Annotated in this window: 22 protein-coding genes and 3 pseudogenes; 12 read left to right on the top strand and 13 right to left on the bottom strand. The window is 67.9% G+C overall.

Annotated elements, in window-relative coordinates; translation table 11 throughout:
- Positions 1-23 precede the first annotated feature (23 nt).
- Both LP418_RS06180 and LP418_RS06175 read right to left on the bottom strand, forming a co-directional pair.
- Positions 24-197: a hypothetical protein gene (locus LP418_RS06180; RefSeq protein ID WP_257955645.1), complete on the bottom strand. Its 174-nt coding sequence runs from the start codon at positions 195-197 to the stop codon at positions 24-26.
- Positions 198-274: 77 nt separating this feature from the next.
- Positions 275-1,114 (bottom strand): SDR family NAD(P)-dependent oxidoreductase, encoded by an 840-nt coding sequence (locus LP418_RS06175; protein ID WP_257955644.1) that lies wholly within the window; start codon positions 1,112-1,114, stop codon positions 275-277.
- Positions 1,115-1,370: 256 nt separating this feature from the next.
- Between LP418_RS06175 and LP418_RS06170 the strand changes: the two genes are divergently transcribed.
- From LP418_RS06170 to LP418_RS06160, 4 genes and pseudogenes are all read left to right on the top strand, one after another.
- Complete coding sequence (locus LP418_RS06170) at positions 1,371-1,700, top strand: hypothetical protein (protein WP_257955643.1); 330 nt, start codon at positions 1,371-1,373, stop codon at positions 1,698-1,700.
- Positions 1,643-2,332, top strand: a complete 690-nt coding sequence (locus LP418_RS06165) for an NAD-dependent epimerase/dehydratase family protein (RefSeq protein WP_257956920.1) — start codon at positions 1,643-1,645, stop codon at positions 2,330-2,332. The genes LP418_RS06170 and LP418_RS06165 overlap by 58 nt, the downstream gene beginning before the upstream one ends.
- Before the next feature lie 6 nt (positions 2,333-2,338).
- A pseudogene (locus LP418_RS32660) lies at positions 2,339-2,755 on the top strand (glycosyltransferase family 2 protein); the annotation flags it as partial.
- Positions 2,756-2,870: 115 nt separating this feature from the next.
- Entirely contained in the window at positions 2,871-3,299 is a 429-nt protein-coding gene (locus tag LP418_RS06160) for a glycosyltransferase family 2 protein (RefSeq protein ID WP_257955642.1), read from the top strand.
- A gap of 141 nt (positions 3,300-3,440) precedes the next feature.
- Here LP418_RS06160 and LP418_RS06155 read toward each other — a convergent pair whose 3' ends face one another.
- The 5 genes and pseudogenes from LP418_RS06155 to LP418_RS06145 all read right to left on the bottom strand — a co-directional run bounded on the left by LP418_RS06155 (position 3,441) and on the right by LP418_RS06145 (position 6,768).
- Positions 3,441-3,596, bottom strand: coding sequence for a hypothetical protein (locus LP418_RS06155; RefSeq protein ID WP_257955641.1), 156 nt, complete (start codon positions 3,594-3,596; stop codon positions 3,441-3,443).
- Between the two features lie 220 nt (positions 3,597-3,816).
- Positions 3,817-4,218: pseudogene (locus tag LP418_RS32655) on the bottom strand (glycosyltransferase family 2 protein); the annotation flags it as partial.
- Positions 4,215-5,207, bottom strand: a complete 993-nt coding sequence (locus LP418_RS32650) for an oligosaccharide flippase family protein (RefSeq protein WP_442940234.1) — start codon at positions 5,205-5,207, stop codon at positions 4,215-4,217. The gene LP418_RS32650 and the pseudogene LP418_RS32655, both read right to left, overlap by 4 nt.
- Positions 5,095-5,700 (bottom strand): annotated as a pseudogene (locus LP418_RS32645) (oligosaccharide flippase family protein); the annotation flags it as partial. The gene LP418_RS32650 and the pseudogene LP418_RS32645, both read right to left, overlap by 113 nt.
- A 780-nt stretch (positions 5,701-6,480) precedes the next feature.
- The gene (locus tag LP418_RS06145) at positions 6,481-6,768 is read right to left on the bottom strand and encodes a hypothetical protein (RefSeq protein WP_257955639.1); all 288 of its coding nucleotides are present in this window, start codon (positions 6,766-6,768) and stop codon (positions 6,481-6,483) included.
- A gap of 1,397 nt (positions 6,769-8,165) precedes the next feature.
- Here LP418_RS06145 and LP418_RS06140 point away from each other — a divergent pair.
- The 5 genes from LP418_RS06140 to LP418_RS06120 all read left to right on the top strand — a co-directional run bounded on the left by LP418_RS06140 (position 8,166) and on the right by LP418_RS06120 (position 11,636).
- Positions 8,166-8,411 carry a hypothetical protein gene (locus LP418_RS06140; protein ID WP_257955638.1) on the top strand — a complete coding sequence of 82 codons (246 nt, stop codon included), beginning with the start codon at positions 8,166-8,168 and terminating at the stop codon, positions 8,409-8,411.
- A gap of 240 nt (positions 8,412-8,651) precedes the next feature.
- Positions 8,652-9,497, top strand: a complete 846-nt coding sequence (locus LP418_RS06135) for a hypothetical protein (RefSeq protein WP_257955637.1) — start codon at positions 8,652-8,654, stop codon at positions 9,495-9,497.
- Positions 9,498-9,605: 108 nt separating this feature from the next.
- Positions 9,606-9,950, top strand: coding sequence for a hypothetical protein (locus LP418_RS06130; protein WP_257955636.1), 345 nt, complete (start codon positions 9,606-9,608; stop codon positions 9,948-9,950).
- Positions 9,931-10,803: a WecB/TagA/CpsF family glycosyltransferase gene (locus LP418_RS06125; protein WP_257955635.1), complete on the top strand. Its 873-nt coding sequence runs from the start codon at positions 9,931-9,933 to the stop codon at positions 10,801-10,803. Before LP418_RS06130 ends, LP418_RS06125 begins: the two co-directional genes overlap by 20 nt.
- Positions 10,803-11,636 carry a glycosyltransferase gene (locus tag LP418_RS06120; protein WP_257955634.1) on the top strand — a complete coding sequence of 278 codons (834 nt, stop codon included), beginning with the start codon at positions 10,803-10,805 and terminating at the stop codon, positions 11,634-11,636. The genes LP418_RS06125 and LP418_RS06120 overlap by 1 nt, the downstream gene beginning before the upstream one ends.
- 26 nt (positions 11,637-11,662) lie before the next feature.
- On the opposite strand, the gene LP418_RS06115 is transcribed toward LP418_RS06120, so the two are convergent.
- The 3 genes from LP418_RS06115 to LP418_RS32640 form a co-directional block, all read right to left on the bottom strand.
- Positions 11,663-11,956, bottom strand: a complete 294-nt coding sequence (locus LP418_RS06115; RefSeq protein WP_257955633.1) for a hypothetical protein — start codon at positions 11,954-11,956, stop codon at positions 11,663-11,665.
- A 241-nt stretch (positions 11,957-12,197) separates the two neighbouring features.
- Complete coding sequence (locus LP418_RS06110; RefSeq protein ID WP_257955632.1) at positions 12,198-12,668, bottom strand: hypothetical protein; 471 nt, start codon at positions 12,666-12,668, stop codon at positions 12,198-12,200.
- 5 nt (positions 12,669-12,673) lie between these two features.
- Positions 12,674-13,201: a DUF4082 domain-containing protein gene (locus tag LP418_RS32640; RefSeq protein WP_442940132.1), complete on the bottom strand. Its 528-nt coding sequence runs from the start codon at positions 13,199-13,201 to the stop codon at positions 12,674-12,676.
- 408 nt (positions 13,202-13,609) lie between these two features.
- On the opposite strand from LP418_RS32640, the gene LP418_RS06105 reads away from it, so the two are divergent.
- Together LP418_RS06105 and LP418_RS06100 are read left to right on the top strand one after the other, a co-directional pair.
- A complete protein-coding gene (locus LP418_RS06105; protein ID WP_257955631.1) occupies positions 13,610-14,059 on the top strand; it encodes a DUF6492 family protein in 450 nt (149 codons plus the stop codon).
- A 263-nt stretch (positions 14,060-14,322) separates the two neighbouring features.
- A complete protein-coding gene (locus LP418_RS06100) occupies positions 14,323-14,508 on the top strand; it encodes a hypothetical protein (RefSeq protein ID WP_257955630.1) in 186 nt (61 codons plus the stop codon).
- A 112-nt stretch (positions 14,509-14,620) separates the two neighbouring features.
- On the opposite strand, the gene LP418_RS06095 is transcribed toward LP418_RS06100, so the two are convergent.
- The 3 genes from LP418_RS06095 to LP418_RS06085 are packed head-to-tail and all read right to left on the bottom strand — an operon-like array spanning position 14,621 to position 15,635.
- The gene (locus LP418_RS06095; RefSeq protein WP_257955629.1) at positions 14,621-14,950 is read right to left on the bottom strand and encodes a dTDP-4-dehydrorhamnose 3,5-epimerase family protein; all 330 of its coding nucleotides are present in this window, start codon (positions 14,948-14,950) and stop codon (positions 14,621-14,623) included.
- Positions 14,916-15,122, bottom strand: coding sequence for a dTDP-4-dehydrorhamnose 3,5-epimerase family protein (locus LP418_RS06090; protein WP_257955628.1), 207 nt, complete (start codon positions 15,120-15,122; stop codon positions 14,916-14,918). Before LP418_RS06090 ends, LP418_RS06095 begins: the two co-directional genes overlap by 35 nt.
- Positions 15,123-15,125: 3 nt before the next feature.
- A complete protein-coding gene (locus LP418_RS06085) occupies positions 15,126-15,635 on the bottom strand; it encodes a sugar transferase (RefSeq protein ID WP_257955627.1) in 510 nt (169 codons plus the stop codon).
- On the opposite strand from LP418_RS06085, the gene LP418_RS06080 reads away from it, so the two are divergent.
- On the top strand, positions 15,565-16,350 hold the full coding sequence (locus LP418_RS06080; protein ID WP_257957312.1) for a hypothetical protein: 786 nt from the start codon (positions 15,565-15,567) through the stop codon (positions 16,348-16,350). The two genes, LP418_RS06085 and LP418_RS06080, sit on opposite strands and share 71 nt — an antisense overlap.
- Positions 16,351-16,424: the final 74 nt, after the last annotated feature.

Below are 16,424 nucleotides of genomic sequence, written 5' to 3'. Positions count from 1 at the left end.
GTTCCGGGACGAAGATGCGTCCGTCAGGGGCTATTTCTGAAGCCACTCGGACCGTCCGGGCCGTCGCCGATGACCAGCGACGTCTGGAAGCCCTCCTCGGGCGCGGCCGGCGCCGAAGGCGATGACGCGAGCCCCGCCGTCATGAGCGCGAGCACGCTCATGAGGGTGATGGTCGCCCTCCGCCAGAGCGCCGTCATGTGGATGCCATCCGCCCAGAGAACGCGCAATTCATGCGCAACTCTTTACCCCGCCAGCATCACCCGGCGAGAGAGCTTCACGAACAGGTCGCCAGAATTGGGGACGAGCCCGCCGCGGATGCGGCGTCCTTCACGGATAGACCGGGCGGTCCGTCGGCCGGTCCCGGGCGCCGTCGACCGCGACGTGCGCTCCGTTGATCCCCGAAGCCCGACGGCTGACCGGGGAAGCAGGCTGCGTCGGCAACCTCCTCCAACCTCACGAATCGTCCCGTCGGCGCGTTGTCGGCGACGAAGCGATCGTGCGCCTCAGGGTCAACGGCTCGGGTCCCGGCCCATCGTCCGCCGTCAAACATGACAGCCCCGGGGCTGAGGGTGTTCACACGGACCTTCTCCTTCGCGAGCTCCACGGCAAGGCTCGGTGCCAGATGAATCTCGGCCGCCTTCGCGACCGAGTACGAGGAGTTGGCCCTCGGCTTCAACCCGCAGATGGAGCCGATCACCGGGGCCGCGCCCTCGCCGGAGACCGACAACCACGGCAAGCCCGCGCGAATCGCGGTAGCGGCGTGCACGACGTTGATGCCCATCGTGTACGCCCAGTCTGCGGCCGTCGAGGTCTGCAACCCACCGCCCTGAACGCCACCTGCATTGGCAACCATGACGTCGAGGCCGCCTTGCTCGGTCGCAGATCGGGCGATCGCTTCCTCGAGCGCTGCCGAATCGGTGACGTCGCCGGCATAGGGGTGTGCAGTGAGTCCGTCGCGGCTCAGCTCGACGACAGCGCTCCTCAGCCCGTCGGGATGCCGCGCGAAGATCGACACGGTCGCGCCTTCGAGGGCCAGTCCCCGGGCGATGGCAAGCCCAATTCCTCGGCTCGCGCCCGTGACGAAGGCACGTCGCCCAGACAACTCTAGGTCCACGGATCGAAGTATCCCCGGCGAATCCGTGCAGTGGGTTCGACAGAAGCGCTCGCTCCCCAATGTCAGGTAAGCGTCAACCGTTCTCTCGCACGGTCCCTGCGAGTCGGGTGTGATCACGGCAGAAGAAGGCGCACCACCGGGACGAGGCCACCGCCTTGGGAAAGAGGTTTTGATCTGATGCGTGTTCTCGTCGCGGGCGACCGCGGTTACATCGGTTCGGTGTTGGTCCCCCTGCTCCCCGGAGGCGGGTCACGACGTGGCCGGCCTCGACGCCGGCTGGTATGACGGGTGCGACTTCGGTCCGCAGCCGGGTGGCTACGAGTCACGGACGGGGGACATCCGCAAGCAGACGCCCGAGGACCTCGCCGGCTTCGACGCCGTCGTGAACCTCGCGGCCATCTCGAACGACCCTGTCGGCCACCTGAACCCGGAGGCGACCTTCTCAGTGAACGCCCATGGTGCCGCGCACCCCGGCCCGAGTAGCGAGAAGCCGGCGTCGAGCGCTATGTCTTCTCCTCCTCCTGCAGCCTGTACGGCGCAGCCGGTGACGGTGCCGTCACTGAGGACAGCGAGTTCCACCCGGTGACGCCGTACGGCGAGAGCAAGGTGCTCGCCGAGCAACTCATCAGCAAGCTGGCCGACAGGAACTTCAGCCCGAGCTACCTGCGCAACGCTACTGCCTACGGCTCGAGCCCGAGGCTGCGCGCGGACATCGTGGTCAACAACCTCACCGGTGTGGCGCTGACCCGCGGCGAGGTGCGACTCCAGAGCGACGGCTCGCCTTGGCGCCCCCCGGTGCACGCCGAGGACATCTCACGCGCGTTCATCGCCGTACTGGATGCCGACCGCGACGTTGTGCACGACCGGGCCTTCAACGTCGGCAGGGACGAGGACGTGGTGCAGATCCGCACCATCGCCGAGGCCGTGGCAGAGCGGACCGGCGCTCCGGTCACGTTCGCCGCCGGCGCCTCCCCTGATACCCGCGACTACCGCGTCAACTTCGAGAAGATCCACCGGTTGCTGCCGGACTTCCGCCCGACCGGACCGTGGCGGCCGGGATCGACCAGCTCGCGGCCGACATGGCCCGTTTCTGGGCTGACGGCCGCGGACTTCGCGCACACCTTCGTCAGGCTCGAGCAGATCAACGATCTCAAGAGCGCCGGGAGGTTGGACGACATGCTGCATCGCGTCGACGGCGAGCCGGCGCTTGTGGAGTGACGACCGGTGACCGGGATCGGCCAAGCGCCACGCGAGCAGCCCGCTCAGCTGCCCACCGTCGCGGTCGTGCTCATCACCTACAACAGCGCCGAGGACCTGCCCCGCTGTCTTGCTTCACTGCGGGAGGGCGGGGCTGACGGGGTCACGCTCGCCGATGTCGTGGTGGTGGACAACGCGTCGACGGACGACTCGGTGGCCATCGCAAACGCGGTGGAGTGGTTGCCGATCTCGGTCGTGCAGCTCGCCGAGAACGCCGGCTACGCGGCGGGGCTCAACGCAGGCTTGCTCGCCCTGCGCGGACGCCCTCCCGCAGCCGTCATGGTGCTCAACCCCGACTGCCGTCTCCGGCCGGGGAGTCTGGCGGCACTCGCGAAAGCCCTCCAGATCCCGGGACGAGGCATCGTCGCCCCCCGTCTTGTCGACGCCGACGGGGTGCTGCAGCCGACATTGCGCCGGGCCCCCACCGTCATGGGAGCCTTCGCCGAATCGATCCTGGGCGGTCGGACTGCCGATCGGCTCGGGCTGGGGGAACTGATCTTTGCTGAGCAGCCGCACGACCAGCCCGGCCCGGTGGCTCGGGCAACGGGCGCCGCCCTCCTCATGGACTGGTCCGTCCCGGGACCGCGTCGGTCCGTGGGACGAGAGCTTCCTCCTCTACAGCGAGGAGACCGAGTTCATGCTGCGCGCGGCCGACCACGGGTGGGCAACGTGGTACGAGCCGGCAGCCGTGGTCGAGCACAAGGGCGGCGAGTCCGGCGTCAGGCCAAGCCCGGCTGCGCTGCTCACGGTCAACCGCGTCGTCCTGTTCAAGCGTCGGCATGGCAGCGTAGGAAGCGTCGCCTACACGAGCGGCGTGCTCCTCGGTACGCTCCTGCGCTCGGCCGCCGGCCGACGTACCGCCCGCGCCTCGCTGGTCGCCCTGCTCTTTCCCTCACGTCGGATCGCGTCGCTCGCCGAGCTGCGCTGACAACCGCGCTGGCGTCGAGCGATCGGTGGTGGCGCCGGACGCACCGCCCGCGCGCTGGAGCTTGGCGACTCCCCGGTTCCACGTGGCCCTCTTGCGGCGTGCGTAAAGGCGAAGCACTGGTTGCCGGCACCCCGACGTTGCTCAGGGGTGAGGGCGGAACTGTTGATCCACCGCAACAACTCCCCGGCACTGGATGACGTCCCGGGCGTTCCGGTGCCAGCGGGGAACGCCGAGCAGGTGCGCCAGCGCTCCGGTCCCAGCCTCCGAGCGGTGTCGGGTCGCGAGTGGTGCCGGCACGTGCCCCCGGGGGTCCGGCCGGGGCCAGCCGGGCGGCGAAGACTTCGTCCTCGCGCAGAAGGTTCCGTCGTGGCAGCACGGCCAGTTCTCGCCGCATCGTCCCGTACAGCGGGTCGAGGAGGGCGAAGCCTGCGGTCAACAGCCGTAACATCTCCCCGAACCTCTTGACGGGGTCCGCCGACGAGAGCGGGACCGGGTCGTGACGCGTGTCCACCGCCCCGATTCCGTCAGCGTCCGGGTAGGCGATCTGGGTGGTCACCGGGACTCGCCGGTCATCCTCGGCGAACGCCTCGAGGACCCGCGAGGCGTAGTCGGGGTCGAGGAAGTCGTCGTCCCCAAGCCAGCGCACGTACGCCCCGCGCGCACTCTCGGCCGCGCTTCGGAAGTTGTTGAGCAAACCGACGTTCGTCGCGTGTCGTTGGTAGACGATGCGTGCGTCGATCTGTGCGAACCTCCGACAGATCTCGTCGGTGTCGTCTGTCGAGGCGTTGTCGTTGATGACCAGCTCGAGGTCGGGGTAGGTCTGATTGAGCACCGACTCGATGGCTGCTCCCAGCGTGTGCGCCCCGTTGTACACCGGCAGCGCGATCGTGAGGCGTGGACCCCTTTGCGGGACGCTCATACCCTCGCCGCCCGTCGAGCCGCCATGTACGACCACACGTTTGACCGGGCCACCGCCCGACGCGCGCCGGAACCGCGAGCAGGAGATAGACGACGCCACCGATCCCGCCTGCGACCAGCAACTGGGCCGGGGAGCCCTCCAGTGACACCGACAACGCGGCCATTACGAGTCCTGCGGCAATCCCAGCGAGGACCGGGCGGATGAGCTGTCGCACCACAGGGCGCATGTCGACCCCAGATCTGTGCAGCATCCAGCCCGCGAGCGGAATCGCGACCACGAGGGCGACGACCGCGTGCCCCGCCGCCGCCCCGCCCGGGCCTCCGAGGTTTGCACCGATCCACAGCGCGGGCAGCAGGGCGATGAGCCAGATGAGGTTCAGCCAGATCGTCACTTGAGTCTTGCCACGCGCCGTTTGGATGTCGAACACCAGTGCCGTGAACATCCGGGCCAACATCGCGAACGCCGGGGAAGCGGAGCGCGTCGGCCGCGGGCTCCCAGCGTGCGCCGTACAGGACCCCGATCAGTGCTGGCGACAGCGTCGCCATCACCGCGGCGATGGGAGCGACCAGCGCGATCATCGTGGGCAGCGAGCGCTGCACCCCGAGCAACAGCTGATCGGGCGCTTCTTCGGCGAGCCGCGAGAAGGCCGGGATCGAGACGTAACGCACGGCGGTCCCGATGATGCCCGGCACCCAGCTCGAGATGTTGAACGCCAACAGGTAGAACCCGAGCGATTCGGTTCCCAGCAGGTGCCCCACGACGAACGAGTCCGAGAAGAGGAGAACGGACTCGATTCCCAGCCCGATCGCCAGTGGCGCCCCGAAGCGCAAGAGGCGACGAGCGACCGCGCGGTCGAACCCAGAACCGGACGGGGATGTGCGCGACACGGAGGACAAGCACGGCGACGACCACCGACTGGATGAGCGAACCGAAGACGAAGCTGTAGGCGCCAGCCCCGTTCGCGGCAAGTGACACGCTGACGATGGCATTGAAGAGGAAGCCGACGGCGATCGCCTTCATCAACTTGTCCAGCTGGAAACGACGCTGGATGACACCGACCGAGACGGCCGTGATGCCGTCGAGGACAATCACGAAGGTGAGCAGACGCACCAGCGGCGTCGCCTCCGGGCTGTGGGCGAGGTTCGCGAGGAACGGCGCACCCACCCAGAACAAGCCGTACCACCCCGGGCTGAACGTCAGCGCCATGGTCCGGGCTGTCGCAGCCATCTCCTTCACGTCACCGCGCCACTGCATCGTGGCCGCGATCATGCCCATGTCGTTGACGTGGATGACGAACGCGTTGGCTGCGAGCGCCACGGCGTAAAGGCCGAAATCGTGTGGGGCGAGTAGTCGGACCATCACCGGGCTGACCCCGAACGAACCAACCTTGAGGATCAGGCTGCCGGCGAGTGCCCAGCCCAGACCGCGTCCGGCCCTTCGTCCGAGCGTCGTGAACCGCCGGGCGGAGTCGCCAGTCGTCACACCTTCGCAAGACCCGGCCGGGGCTGCCTCGAAGGTCTGAGCCTCATCCACGGCCGGGACCCGACTCCACTCGCTCCAGCCAGATCTCCCGCCACCAGCAGACGTACTGGCGAGGACAGTTCGCCATGAATGCTCCCTCGCACCAGATGTTTTCGAGGATGATGCACGGGTTCTTCATCGTCAGCATGCGACCGGATCTTTCGTCCACACACCGGTTGGCCCCGGCCTTCACCCGAGCCGTCCGACCGCAGAATCGAGACATCTCCGCGTCGAAGCCCATCCCGCGGTTCAGCAGGTCCTTGTCGAGGGTGGCCGGGATCTCCTCACGAGACTTGATCCGGACGAGCTCGCCGGGTTGCAGGTCCAGTGTTGGGTGGGTGTGCGCCCATGGACCACACGGCCCTGCAGGAAGCGCCAGTGGAGACCGTCGCGGAAGAGCAGGGGGCGGGGCAAGAGGCGTTTGCTGAGGTCCCGGTATCGGTTGAAGAGGACTATCAACATGGACCGGACGACCGCGACCACGTCTGCGTTGCCGGACGTGATGTCGACGCGGTACTGACTCACCTTTCTCAGCGGAAGCGGCTCCGGCGCCGCGCGCTGCATCTCCGTCGCCCGGCAGGAGTACCGGGGGCTCCCCGTCCTCGAACGGTTCCTTCCGAGCCTGCTGGACGAGCAGCGGCAAGAGTGTGCGTTGACCGGCGTCCGGCTTCGGCTCGACAGGGGGTACTCGGGTCGGCTCGCTTGAGCCACTGCTCCTTCCAGTACAACGAGCAGGCATTCTCACAACCGCCGTGGGACGACCCGTCGCAGCGCGGACGCGGTCAGGTGCACAGCGTCGTCCATGCGACGCAGACCCGTGCGGCCGATGTAGTCGCACAATTTGTGCGCAACCTTGTGGACTGTGAGCCGGCGTCCGCAGAGGGCGAGCATCTCGGGCATGAATGGGAGCCCGTCCAACTCACCGTGCTGATCGAGCGTCGCGCGGATTTCCTCAGCGCTCCGCACTTCGACCGGGTCCCCGACCTTCAGTCCGAGCGCGCCGGGCGTCACTACCTCCGCCGTCGTCATCCCTCTCTCCTTCTGTGCCCGCTCAAGGACTCCCTGGGTCACTGCGGCGCACGCTAGACCGCACCGGTTTGGCATCGCCTCGGAGTCGGACTGGCGTCCCCTGAATAGGGGATCGCAGCGTGCATGAGGCCCCGCAGCCGGGACTCCTTGCCAATATCACGTGACCTAGGCATCACGAGTCGCCCGCACGCGGGTGAATGGGGGCGGACGGGCATGGACTTCTGGATCAGGATCACCGTTTTGTTGCGTCGCAAGCGTGTGATCATCCCTGCTGTCCTGACCGCGCTCACCCCGGGCGCTGTGGCCTACTTCGTCACCCCCGAAGTCCTACGAGTCCAACACGACGATGGTGCTCACAACGACGCAGTACGGCGGCACCGAGTCGCGCGACCCGGAGAACCCCACGGCACTCACGAACCCGATGCTGAACTTCGACGACAGTCTCAGGACGACCTCGGCCATCCTCATCGAGACTGCCAACAACAAGGCGGTAGCCGAGTCGCTCGGCGTTCATGGATCCGAGGAACTGGTCGTCAACGACGGTCGGACCAACCCGAACCTGCTCGGCAGCAATGGCCCGTTCCTCTACATCGTCGCCCGCAGCACCACCCCCCGGGAGACTCGGAGGATCGTGGCCGGGGCAATGGAGCTGATGCAGTCCAAGCTGCTCGAGCTCCAGACCGAGCTGAACGCCCCAGAGAAGACCTACGTCAGCCTCTTTCACGTCGTCCAGCCGAGTGTTCCCGAGCGGGTCCGGGGGCAGGCCGTCAAACTCGGTCTGGTGGCGCTCACCCTCGGTTTCGTACTGAGCATCGGACTCGCCTACCTGCGTGACCGGGTCCGGGCTCGGCGCCGCAGGCCCAGCGTGGTCCGAGTCGCGCCGACCGGAGCACCTCCACGCAGCGCACCTCCCGGTCGCGACGTCGAGTCGCGCCCATCGCTTCCCCGGGGAGGAGCTTGGCCCCGGGGCGAGCGCTTGGGCGAGCCGCTCCAGCGCGATGGTCGAGTGAGGAAGCCGTGGACTTCTGGCAGACCGTGGTCGTCCTCGTTCGGCGCTGGTACATCTCTGTGCCGGCCTTCTTGGTCACCTTGGGCTTGGCCGCGGCGGCCTACTTCGTTGCGCCTGTGCACTTCGAGTCCGGCAGCGTCCCGGGTGCTGACGGCGCCCTTGTCCGGCGCCACGGAGGCGAGAAGCGCGGAATCGCCGAACCCACTGACCAATCCCATGTTGAACTTCGAGCCGGCTCTTTCTCTTTCGGCGTCGATCGTCATTCAGCAGTTGAACAGCGCCGCGACCGCTCGCGCCCCCGGGCATCACTCCGGGCGGATCGACCAGCTACGAGGTCAGCAACGGCAGCACGAATCCCGAGCTTCTCGAATCCGGTCCGTTCCTGTTCGTGACGGGAACCGGAGCCAGCGCGGCAGCGGCGCAGCAGGTGGTGCGGCAGGTCTCCACGATGGCGGCCGACGTCCTCGCGGAGCGCCGGGACGAACTGGCTGCACCCGACGCTACCCGCATCCGGCTTCAGGTGGTTACCCCACCGACGGCGGCCCTGCCGCTGCTGGGCAGTCCGCTGCGAGCCGCGGCAGCCGCGGGTGCCCCGGCCTGCCCGGGCGAGCCTCGGTGCGGTCTTCGGTGCTGAGAGCATGCTGACCCGTCGCCGACGGTCCCGCCGGGCGGGATCCCCCACAGACTTCCCGGGCGACCTCGGCGTGCGAGACATGGAACCCGGTGGTCGGGGCGAGGGGCCCACCTCGCGGGTCCTCTCCCCGACTGGCCCACTTGCGGAGGACCGATGACGGTCCTCGACGGTCTCGTTGCGCAATCCCCGCCCGGGGAAGCCTCAGTCGCGCAGCAGCCCCGCGCCGCTGACGCGACAACGGTGGTGGCCATCTTCGTCGTGCTCCAGTTCGTGCTGCCGTCGAAGTTGGTCCTCAACGTCCTTCCCTTGTCCCTGTCAGCGGCGTCCCTCGTGGCGCTCGGCCTCGGCGCCCTGTGGTTCTGCACCCAGATGACCACGACGTTGGGCGCCGCGAAGGGCGGCAGTCCGATCCGGCGCGCACTGTTCGCCTACTCGTGCGCGATCCCGGCGTCGTACGCCAACGCCGCCTACGGGTATCTGCCCTCCGACGAACGGCAGATCGGCGACCATGCGATGGTGACCGTCTTCGCGATGGTCTTCGTGGGGTTGGTGGTGTGCGACGGCGTGCGTGGTCGCGACCGCATCTACTTCCTGCTTCGGGTGCTCGTGGCTTGCGGGTCGGCCATCGCCGTCGTCGGCATCCTCCAGTTCCTGTTCGGTTTCGACCTGACACCCCACCTGCGGCCGCCGGGGATGCACTTCACCGCGACGGACGTGGTCGTGCTGGATCGATCGGGACTGCGCAGGGTCTCGGGTACGACGGCACACCCCATCGAGTTCGGCGTGCTGTGCGCGATGCTGCTCCCGATCGCGATCCACGTCGCAGCCACCAGCCGCGGCCACGCTCGGCGGCCGGCCTTCTGGTGGGGATGCGCCGGTCTGTTGGCCATCGGGCTGATGTTCTCGGTGTCGCGGTCCGCGATCCCGGCAGCCGCTTCCGCGGGCATCGTGCTGCTCCCGGGGTGGTCGGGCCGGCGACGGGCGCAGATGGCCGTCATCGGCGCGGGCTTCCTCGTGTTCGTGGAGCTGGTCTCGCCGGGCCTGTTGAACGTCTTCCTCGATCTGTTCCTGCAACGCAGGAAATGACAGCAGCATCAGCTGGCGGACTCATGACTACGCAACCGCCCAAGAACTGATCTCCCAGCATCCCTTGCTCGGGCGAGGCGTGGGCACTGGTACGCGCCGAAGCACGAAGTGTTCGATAACCAGTATCTGTTGACGCTGGTCGACAGCGGTGTGATCGGGCTCCTTGCATTCTTGTCCATCTTCGCGGCCGCCTGTTACGCAGCGGTCCGCGTCATGTGGCTGTGCCGCCGATCTCCGGCGCGTCTCAAGATGGTGGCCAACGACCGGGATCTCGCTCTGTCGCTCACTGCCTCCATGGTTGTCCTCCTCCCCACGTACGCGACGTTCGACCTCGGATCGTTCGCGACCGTGACGTCGACGTTCTTCGTGCTGGCCGGAGTCTGCGGAGCACTCTTGCGCGCCGTACACGCCGATGTGGAAAGTGAGGCGATCGATGAGCACGCGATCTACTGAGGCGAGGGGGCCGCGAGTTGTCGCCCGAGGAGTCGCACCGGTTCCGGCCGTACGCCGAGCGAACATCGGTGGCGCCCCGGTCGACCTGAGGTCGCGCTCGGAGGCAATCGACGAGATCGTCCGCGCCGCCAAGGACCGAGGTGGCGGTGCTGCTCTGGGTGTCGCGTCGGCGAACCTCGACCATGTGCATCACTTCGGCCGCCGAGGGCGTTGGGGCGAGACCATGTACGGGGCTCCGAGCGTCCGCTGGCTCACGCTGCTCGACGGGCACCCGCTCGTGACCCGCGTGCGGCGCCTGCATGGGGGCGGCTGGCCGCGGCTGGCCGGTAGCGACCTGATCGAGGAGCTTCTGGACAGAGCGGAGTGCGAGGGGCTCTCTGTCGGTTTTCTAGGTGGCACCTCGGCCGCGCACGCGCTTCTCGCCGAGCGCATCGAGCGACGGTGGCCCCAGTTGCGTGTGGTGGGCTATTGGGCACCGGAGCGCTCGGCCGTCGTGGAACCGGACAGGGCTCGCACGTTGGCGCTGGCCGTCGCCGAGTGCGGGCCACAGTTGCTGTTCGTGGGCCTCGGCAAGCCACGACAGGAGCTGTGGATCGCCGACTACGGGGCGTTCACGGGCGCGTCGGTGATGCTCGCATTCGGCGCCTCGGCCGACTTCGTGTCCGGCGCCGTCCGCAGGGCGCCGGAGTGGATTGCACACTCGGGGCTCGAGTGGTTGTGGCGCCTCGGGTGCGAGCCGCGGCGGCTCGCCCGGAGGTACCTCGTCCAAGGTCCGCCGGCGTACCTCGACGTCCACATGCACTCCCAACTGGAGCCGCCCACGATCCCGCGTCCGCGTAGGCGAGACGGCTGATGATTGGCTCGATCGTCATTCCGGCGCACGACGAGGCCTCGGTCATCCGGCGCACGCTTGCTCCCTTGGCAGAGCTTGCGGCCAGCGGGTCCATCGACGTGGTCGTCGCAGCCAACGGCTGCTCGGACGCGACGGCCGCCCTCGCGCGCGAGGTGTCCGGCGTCCGGGTGCTCGAGCTTACGGAACCTTCGAAGGTGATGGCGCTCAACGCTGCGGATGCAGCGACCGATCGGTTCCCGAGGATCTACCTCGACGCCGACATCTCTGCTTCACAGGCGTCGATCGTCGCGGTCATGATGGCGTTGAGCGGCGGCCGGGCGCTGGCCGCGCGGCCACCGTTCATCTACGACACGACTGGCGCCGCTGCAGTGGTGCGTTGCTACTACCGGGCGCGGATGAGGTTGCCGTCGAACCGACGCTCCTTGTGGGGAGCTGGATGCTATGGGATGTCCCAAGCGGGTAGGGCCGGGTTCGGCGCGTTCCCGGGTCTCGTTGCCGATGACTACTTCGTTGACACCCTGTTCGAAGCCCACGAGAAGCAAGTGGTCGACACCATCCCCCCGGTGGTACGGGTCCCGCGAACTTCGGCCGACTTGCGGCGGGTTCTACGCCGCACCTACTCGGGAAACGCTGAACTGGTCCGTCATCTTCGTGCGGAATCGGGGGAGTCACCGCCGCGCAGCGGCAACGGGCAGGCTCTGCTTCGTAGCGCCGCATCCCTCCCCGACCTGCGTGATGCCGCTCTCTACGCGGCTTTCAGCGTCGTCGGGCGGGCGCAGTTGCCCGGTCGCGCAACCTCCCGGCAGCGAGACGAGTCGAGTCGACGGAGCTGACCTGCTTCTCCGGGATGGAGTTCGACCTAGAGGGCGACGCGGTAGACGTGGTGGGTGTACTCCGCGGCGAAATTGTCGACGAACGCGCCATCAATGACCGGGATCGTGCGGCTCTCGCCGACGACCGTCACAGAGGTGCCGGAGACGCCGGGCGGTAGGGCGAACTGCTTGTCGCCGGGAGACTCGAGCAGGCCAATCCCGGCAAAGACATACGCGTGGCCACCCGCTGCCTTGAGCATCGTGTCGGTGCCGTTGGCGAAGTCATACGCATACGACTGGGTGTTGATGACGGGAGCCGGGTCGCGAATCTTCGTCGTCACATGCGTCACCTTCGCCCGGAGCGCTGCACCGCAGTCGAGCAACGAATACGTGCCGCACAGCTCGTTGTTGTTGTGCTGGAAGAAGGCGACACCCCGGGCCTCGTGAATGATCGCGGACCAGACTGCCCCCTCGAGCTGCTCCGGGGTGATGGTGCGCGCCCCTGGGTTCGTCGAGCAGAGGCATCGCCGTCTCGACGAAGGTCCAGATCGGGCGCAGATGACCGGGGTCCCTGGAACCGCTTCATCTGGTCGACCTGCCAGCCGTAGGAGGCGGCCGTGTCGACCTTGGCGGCCGCAGGCCAATCGGGGAGTCCGGAACGATCTCCCCGACGTGGGGAGACGTGTAGGTGTATTTGTCGGCGCTCGCGACGTCCATCAGTTGAACATGGTCATCCATGGTCGTCGGCGCCCAGAAGGTGCGCAGGATGCCGTTGCCGAAGTTCGCTTGCTTGAACCGACCATCAGCAAACGAGGTCACCTTGTTGACGTACTCGATCTGCTTGGCCAAGGAGTCCTCCTCTGGCCCCTCGGGGCAGCCGCTGTAACCCATCTCGCACTCGTCCGAGATCAACCAGCCGACCACTCCCGGGTTGTTGCCGACCTCGCTGAGCGTGAACTCCTCCTGCTGAGCGAGCACGAAGACGCCGCGATCGGTGACGAACTTCAGGTTCGTGCCGTCGTGCTCGGCTCCCATGTAGGTGTTGACGCCCAAGTGGCTCAGCGCGGTCGCGTGCTCGGGCTTTCCCGGGGAACACGCTGATGGGGAAGAAGCCCGGCTGATCCCAGCCGGATTGAGCAGCCTTGGGGAACTGACTCCAGTAGGTAGGCCCACCCTCCCACGGCACAGTTGGAAGCGGCAGAACGCTGACCTCCGGGGGTCGGGGTCGGGGGCGTCGTCTGGGGGGTCGGCGTGAACACCACATCGACGAAGTAGTTCGTGCGGCTCGCGTGCCGGGGCATGCCCCGACCGCGACTCCGCAGTCCTCGGCGCGCGGCGAGGCCATGAGCCTTGACTGGGAATCCAGCCTTCCGGGTGCGGGAGTAGCCCCCGTGCGGGGCGAAGTAGGACGCCACGTAGCGGGTGTGTGCGCTGATGGACACAGGTCGGCGCAGAGGTGCCGTGACCCAACCGGTGCGATGACCCCGGTAGGTGCCGGTGCCGAGCAGCACACCGTGGGAAGTCCACAGTTTGACCTTCTGCCGGCCACGGTTCTGACGCGACCGGAAGAACTCCACACCACTCACTTCGCCGCCTCGCCCGGGTGGTGAAGAGCACCCCCACGCTGGTGCGGCGATGGTCCCGGACAGCAGGCTCCTTAGGACGCGACTTCGCGGAAAACATGCCAACAGTGAATGGCTCGGAGTCGGGCGGAACGGCGGAGGGGGAGCCGGCGAGCGAGATGCTCAACGCCGCTATGACGCCCACCGGGCTGAGGGAGTGCAAGCGACGTGCGGGCATCGAGTCTCCTGACTCCGGGACGCATCCCATGCTAGTGACCCGCTCCGTGCGACCGAACCCTCCGAATGGCGTATATCAGCCTTCGCGTCGTACCCGAATCCGGGCAACGGGCAAAGCTCTCGGCAGGTCCCAGCAGCCGCCCGCCTAGAGTCCCGAGAGTGGAGGAATTGTCGGGAGCGCTCCGTCCCATCGACTTGGCAGTCGTCACCGTGAGCTATCGCGGAGACCTCGAGCTGGCACGCGACCTCTGCTTGAGCATGGACCGCTTCCTTGCCGAGGGCGCCGAGCACATCCCGGTCGTCCCGCGAGGTGATCTCGCCCTGTTCGAGCCGCTGGCGGGAGGGCGGCGCCGCATCGTCACCGTCGAGAGTGTCCTTCCTCGGGGATACATGCAGCTGCCAGCGCCCCGAAGGATTCGAATCGGCCCCTTCGACCGACGGATCAGGGAGATCTGGACCGGGCCGGGAGGGGTTGTCCGGGGCTGGATCATCCAACAGATCCTCAAGCTCTCGGCGCCGTCCTTCACCGACCGGGAGCTCATAGTCTTCGCCGACAGCGACATCGTGCTCGTTGCACCTCTGAGCGTCGACAGCCTCGCGCGAAGGCCCGGTTCGCCTGTACCGCGTTCCGGGCGCGGCGGCTGATCTGCCCACCCACGTGCGATGGCACGATGTGAGCGCTCGCCTTCTGGGAATCGAGCCGCGGGGCTATCTCGACGCCGACTACATCGGTAATCTGATCACTTGGCGCCGGTCAACGATCGTGCAGCTCCAAGAGCACATCACCCCACGGTTGCAGATGGACGACCCCGGGACAGGGTCGTGGCACGGCACGCGAGTTTTCCGAGTACACGTTGTACAGGATCTTTGCCGAGCTCGTCCTGCGGCAAGACTCAGGCCACTTCGGCGTGGCGGAGGATCTCGTCCATGCTGGCTGGTTCTTCGATCTCGCGACCGACCGCGGTGTCGAGCAGTTCGTCAGGGGATTCACTCCGGGGCAGCTGGGGGTCGCAATCCAGTCGACCGAGCGCTTCACGCTTGCGGAGCGGCGAGAGTTGGTGCGCCTGCACGACCGCCCGCGACAACTTGGCTGAGCCACCCGCTCTGTAGGGGTCATCGCGGACCATCTACTCAATGTTGGGGACCGGGTTCGGGCGGATCTCGACGAGCCGGTGTCGGACCTCCGACAGGGGCGGAGCATCGCGATCAGCCCGGGACATCAGGGTGATCGGCTGTGGCCACGAGATCGCGAGCTCGGGATCGTCGTGCGCGATGGTCAGGTCGAAGTCCGGGTCGTGGGCCCGGTCGATCCGATAGCAGATGTCGGCCGGCTCGGTGAGCGCCCCGGAAGCCGTGCGCGCACCCCGCGGGGACGTAGAGGGACTTCTGGGTGTCTCCCGAGAGCTCGAAGCTCGCCCACTCCATGAAGGTCGGCGAACCCGGACGCAGGTCCACCACGACGTCGAAGATCGAGCCCGCGGAGCAGCGGACGAGCTTGTTCTCACCGGCGCCCAGCCGGACGTGCAGGCCCCGCACAACGCCGCGCCCGGAGCGCGAGAGGCTGTCCCTGGACGAAGGCGTCGGGGTCGATCCCCACCGTTCGGGCGAGCTCCGCGTCGAAGGTACGGCTGAAGAATCCTCGCTCGTCGAGGTGCGGGGTCGGCGTGAAGACCACGAGGCCCGGGATCTGAGCTGCTGCGACGTCCATGGGTCAGTAGGCGCCACGGTGGTTGATGACGACCGCCACGGTGCGGAGGAGGATGGACAGGTCGAGTGAGAGCGACCAGTTGTCGACGTACTTGACGTCGAGACGCACCGACTCGGCCCAGCTCAGGTCGGAGCGCCCGGAGACTTGCCACAACCCCGTGATGCCCGGCTTCACGACGAGACGCCGATGCGTGTCGACGTCGTAGAGCGCCACCTCCGCGCGGAGGGCCGGCCGTGGGCCGACGAGGGACATCTGCCCCTTCGCGACGTTCCACAGCTGCGGCACCTCGTCGACGGAGTAGCGGCGCAGGATCGCACCGATGGGAGTGACTCGAGGGTCGCTGCGGAGCTTGAAGAGGACACCGCCCTCGACCCGGTTGAGGCCGACGAGCTCGGCCTGCTCCTCGGCCGCAGTGCAGGACATGGTGCGGAACTTCAGCATCGTGAACTCTGCCCCGTCGCGCCCGACTCGCTTCTGCCGGAACAGACCGGGGCCGCTCGTCTCGTGGCGCACCGGGGCCCAGACCCGGGACGAGCACCGGCGACAGGAGGAGCAGGGCCAGCGCTGCGAGCAGTCGCTCGACGATCTCCTTCACGAGCCGGCGCGGGCCACGAGCGGGTGCTGCGCGGACCTGCATGACGTCGAGTCCGGCGCTCTGCACGACAGAGACGCGGGTGGGTGCGACGTCGAGCAGGCCGGTCCCGATGTAGAGCGGGACACCCGCACCATCGGCGTGCCACTGGAGCCGCCGCATCGTGGCATGCGTGACCCCGGCGCCGGGCAGCACGAGCACGGCGTCGCTTCCTGTCCGGTGGGTGACCTCTGCGGCGTAGGACAGTCCCACGTGAACAGGAACCTCACCCATCGGACCGCCGGGTTCGGCGGAGACGCAAGCAGCGGAGACGACATAGCGGCGCGAGGTGGCCAGCTCGGTCATCGCGATCCGGACGTCGTCGGGATGCCCGGCGAGCACGACCCCGGTCGGTTCCTCGGTGGTCAGGGGCAGCAGGCCACTCGCGAGCACGGCGAGGACGAGCGCCGCCACCACCGGGACCAGCGCCGCGGGCGCGGCGGCCTCACCGATGACCGCGTTGGCCAGCCAGCAGGCGATGCCGAGCCCTGCTCCGGAGCGCAGGACTCGCCCGACCCGACGGGCGACGGGCTCGCCCGGGGGGCGGTGCGTGAACCAGCCGTTGCTGGCCGGGAACAGCGGCCGGGCAGAGCGTGACGGCGACGAGGACGTCGAGCTGGACCGTGGCTCCGCGACGTGTGACGAGCGCGAGTGCCACGAGGCTGGCCGCC

It is taken from the genome of Nocardioides sp. B-3 (genome assembly GCF_024703895.1).
GTDB lineage: Bacteria > Actinomycetota > Actinomycetes > Propionibacteriales > Nocardioidaceae > Nocardioides.
This window is presented reverse-complemented; position numbering and strand designations above follow the sequence as displayed.

What these genes read in the sequence shown, in the direction of transcription:
- LP418_RS06180 (WP_257955645.1), bottom strand. Translation starts at nt 197, where the DNA reads ATGACGGCGCTCTGGCGGAGGGCGACCATCACCCTCATGAGCGTGCTC.
- LP418_RS06090 (WP_257955628.1), bottom strand. Translation starts at nt 15,122, where the DNA reads ATGGACGTCGCAGCAGCTCAGATCCCGGGCCTCGTGGTCTTCACGCCG.
- LP418_RS06125 (WP_257955635.1), top strand. Translation starts at nt 9,931, where the DNA reads ATGAGCACGCGATCTACTGAGGCGAGGGGGCCGCGAGTTGTCGCCCGA.
- LP418_RS32650 (WP_442940234.1), bottom strand. Translation starts at nt 5,207, where the DNA reads ATGCCATCGTCAGCGTGTCACTTGCCGCGAACGGGGCTGGCGCCTACA.
- LP418_RS06120 (WP_257955634.1), top strand. Translation starts at nt 10,803, where the DNA reads ATGATTGGCTCGATCGTCATTCCGGCGCACGACGAGGCCTCGGTCATC.
- LP418_RS06145 (WP_257955639.1), bottom strand. Translation starts at nt 6,768, where the DNA reads ATGACGACGGCGGAGGTAGTGACGCCCGGCGCGCTCGGACTGAAGGTC.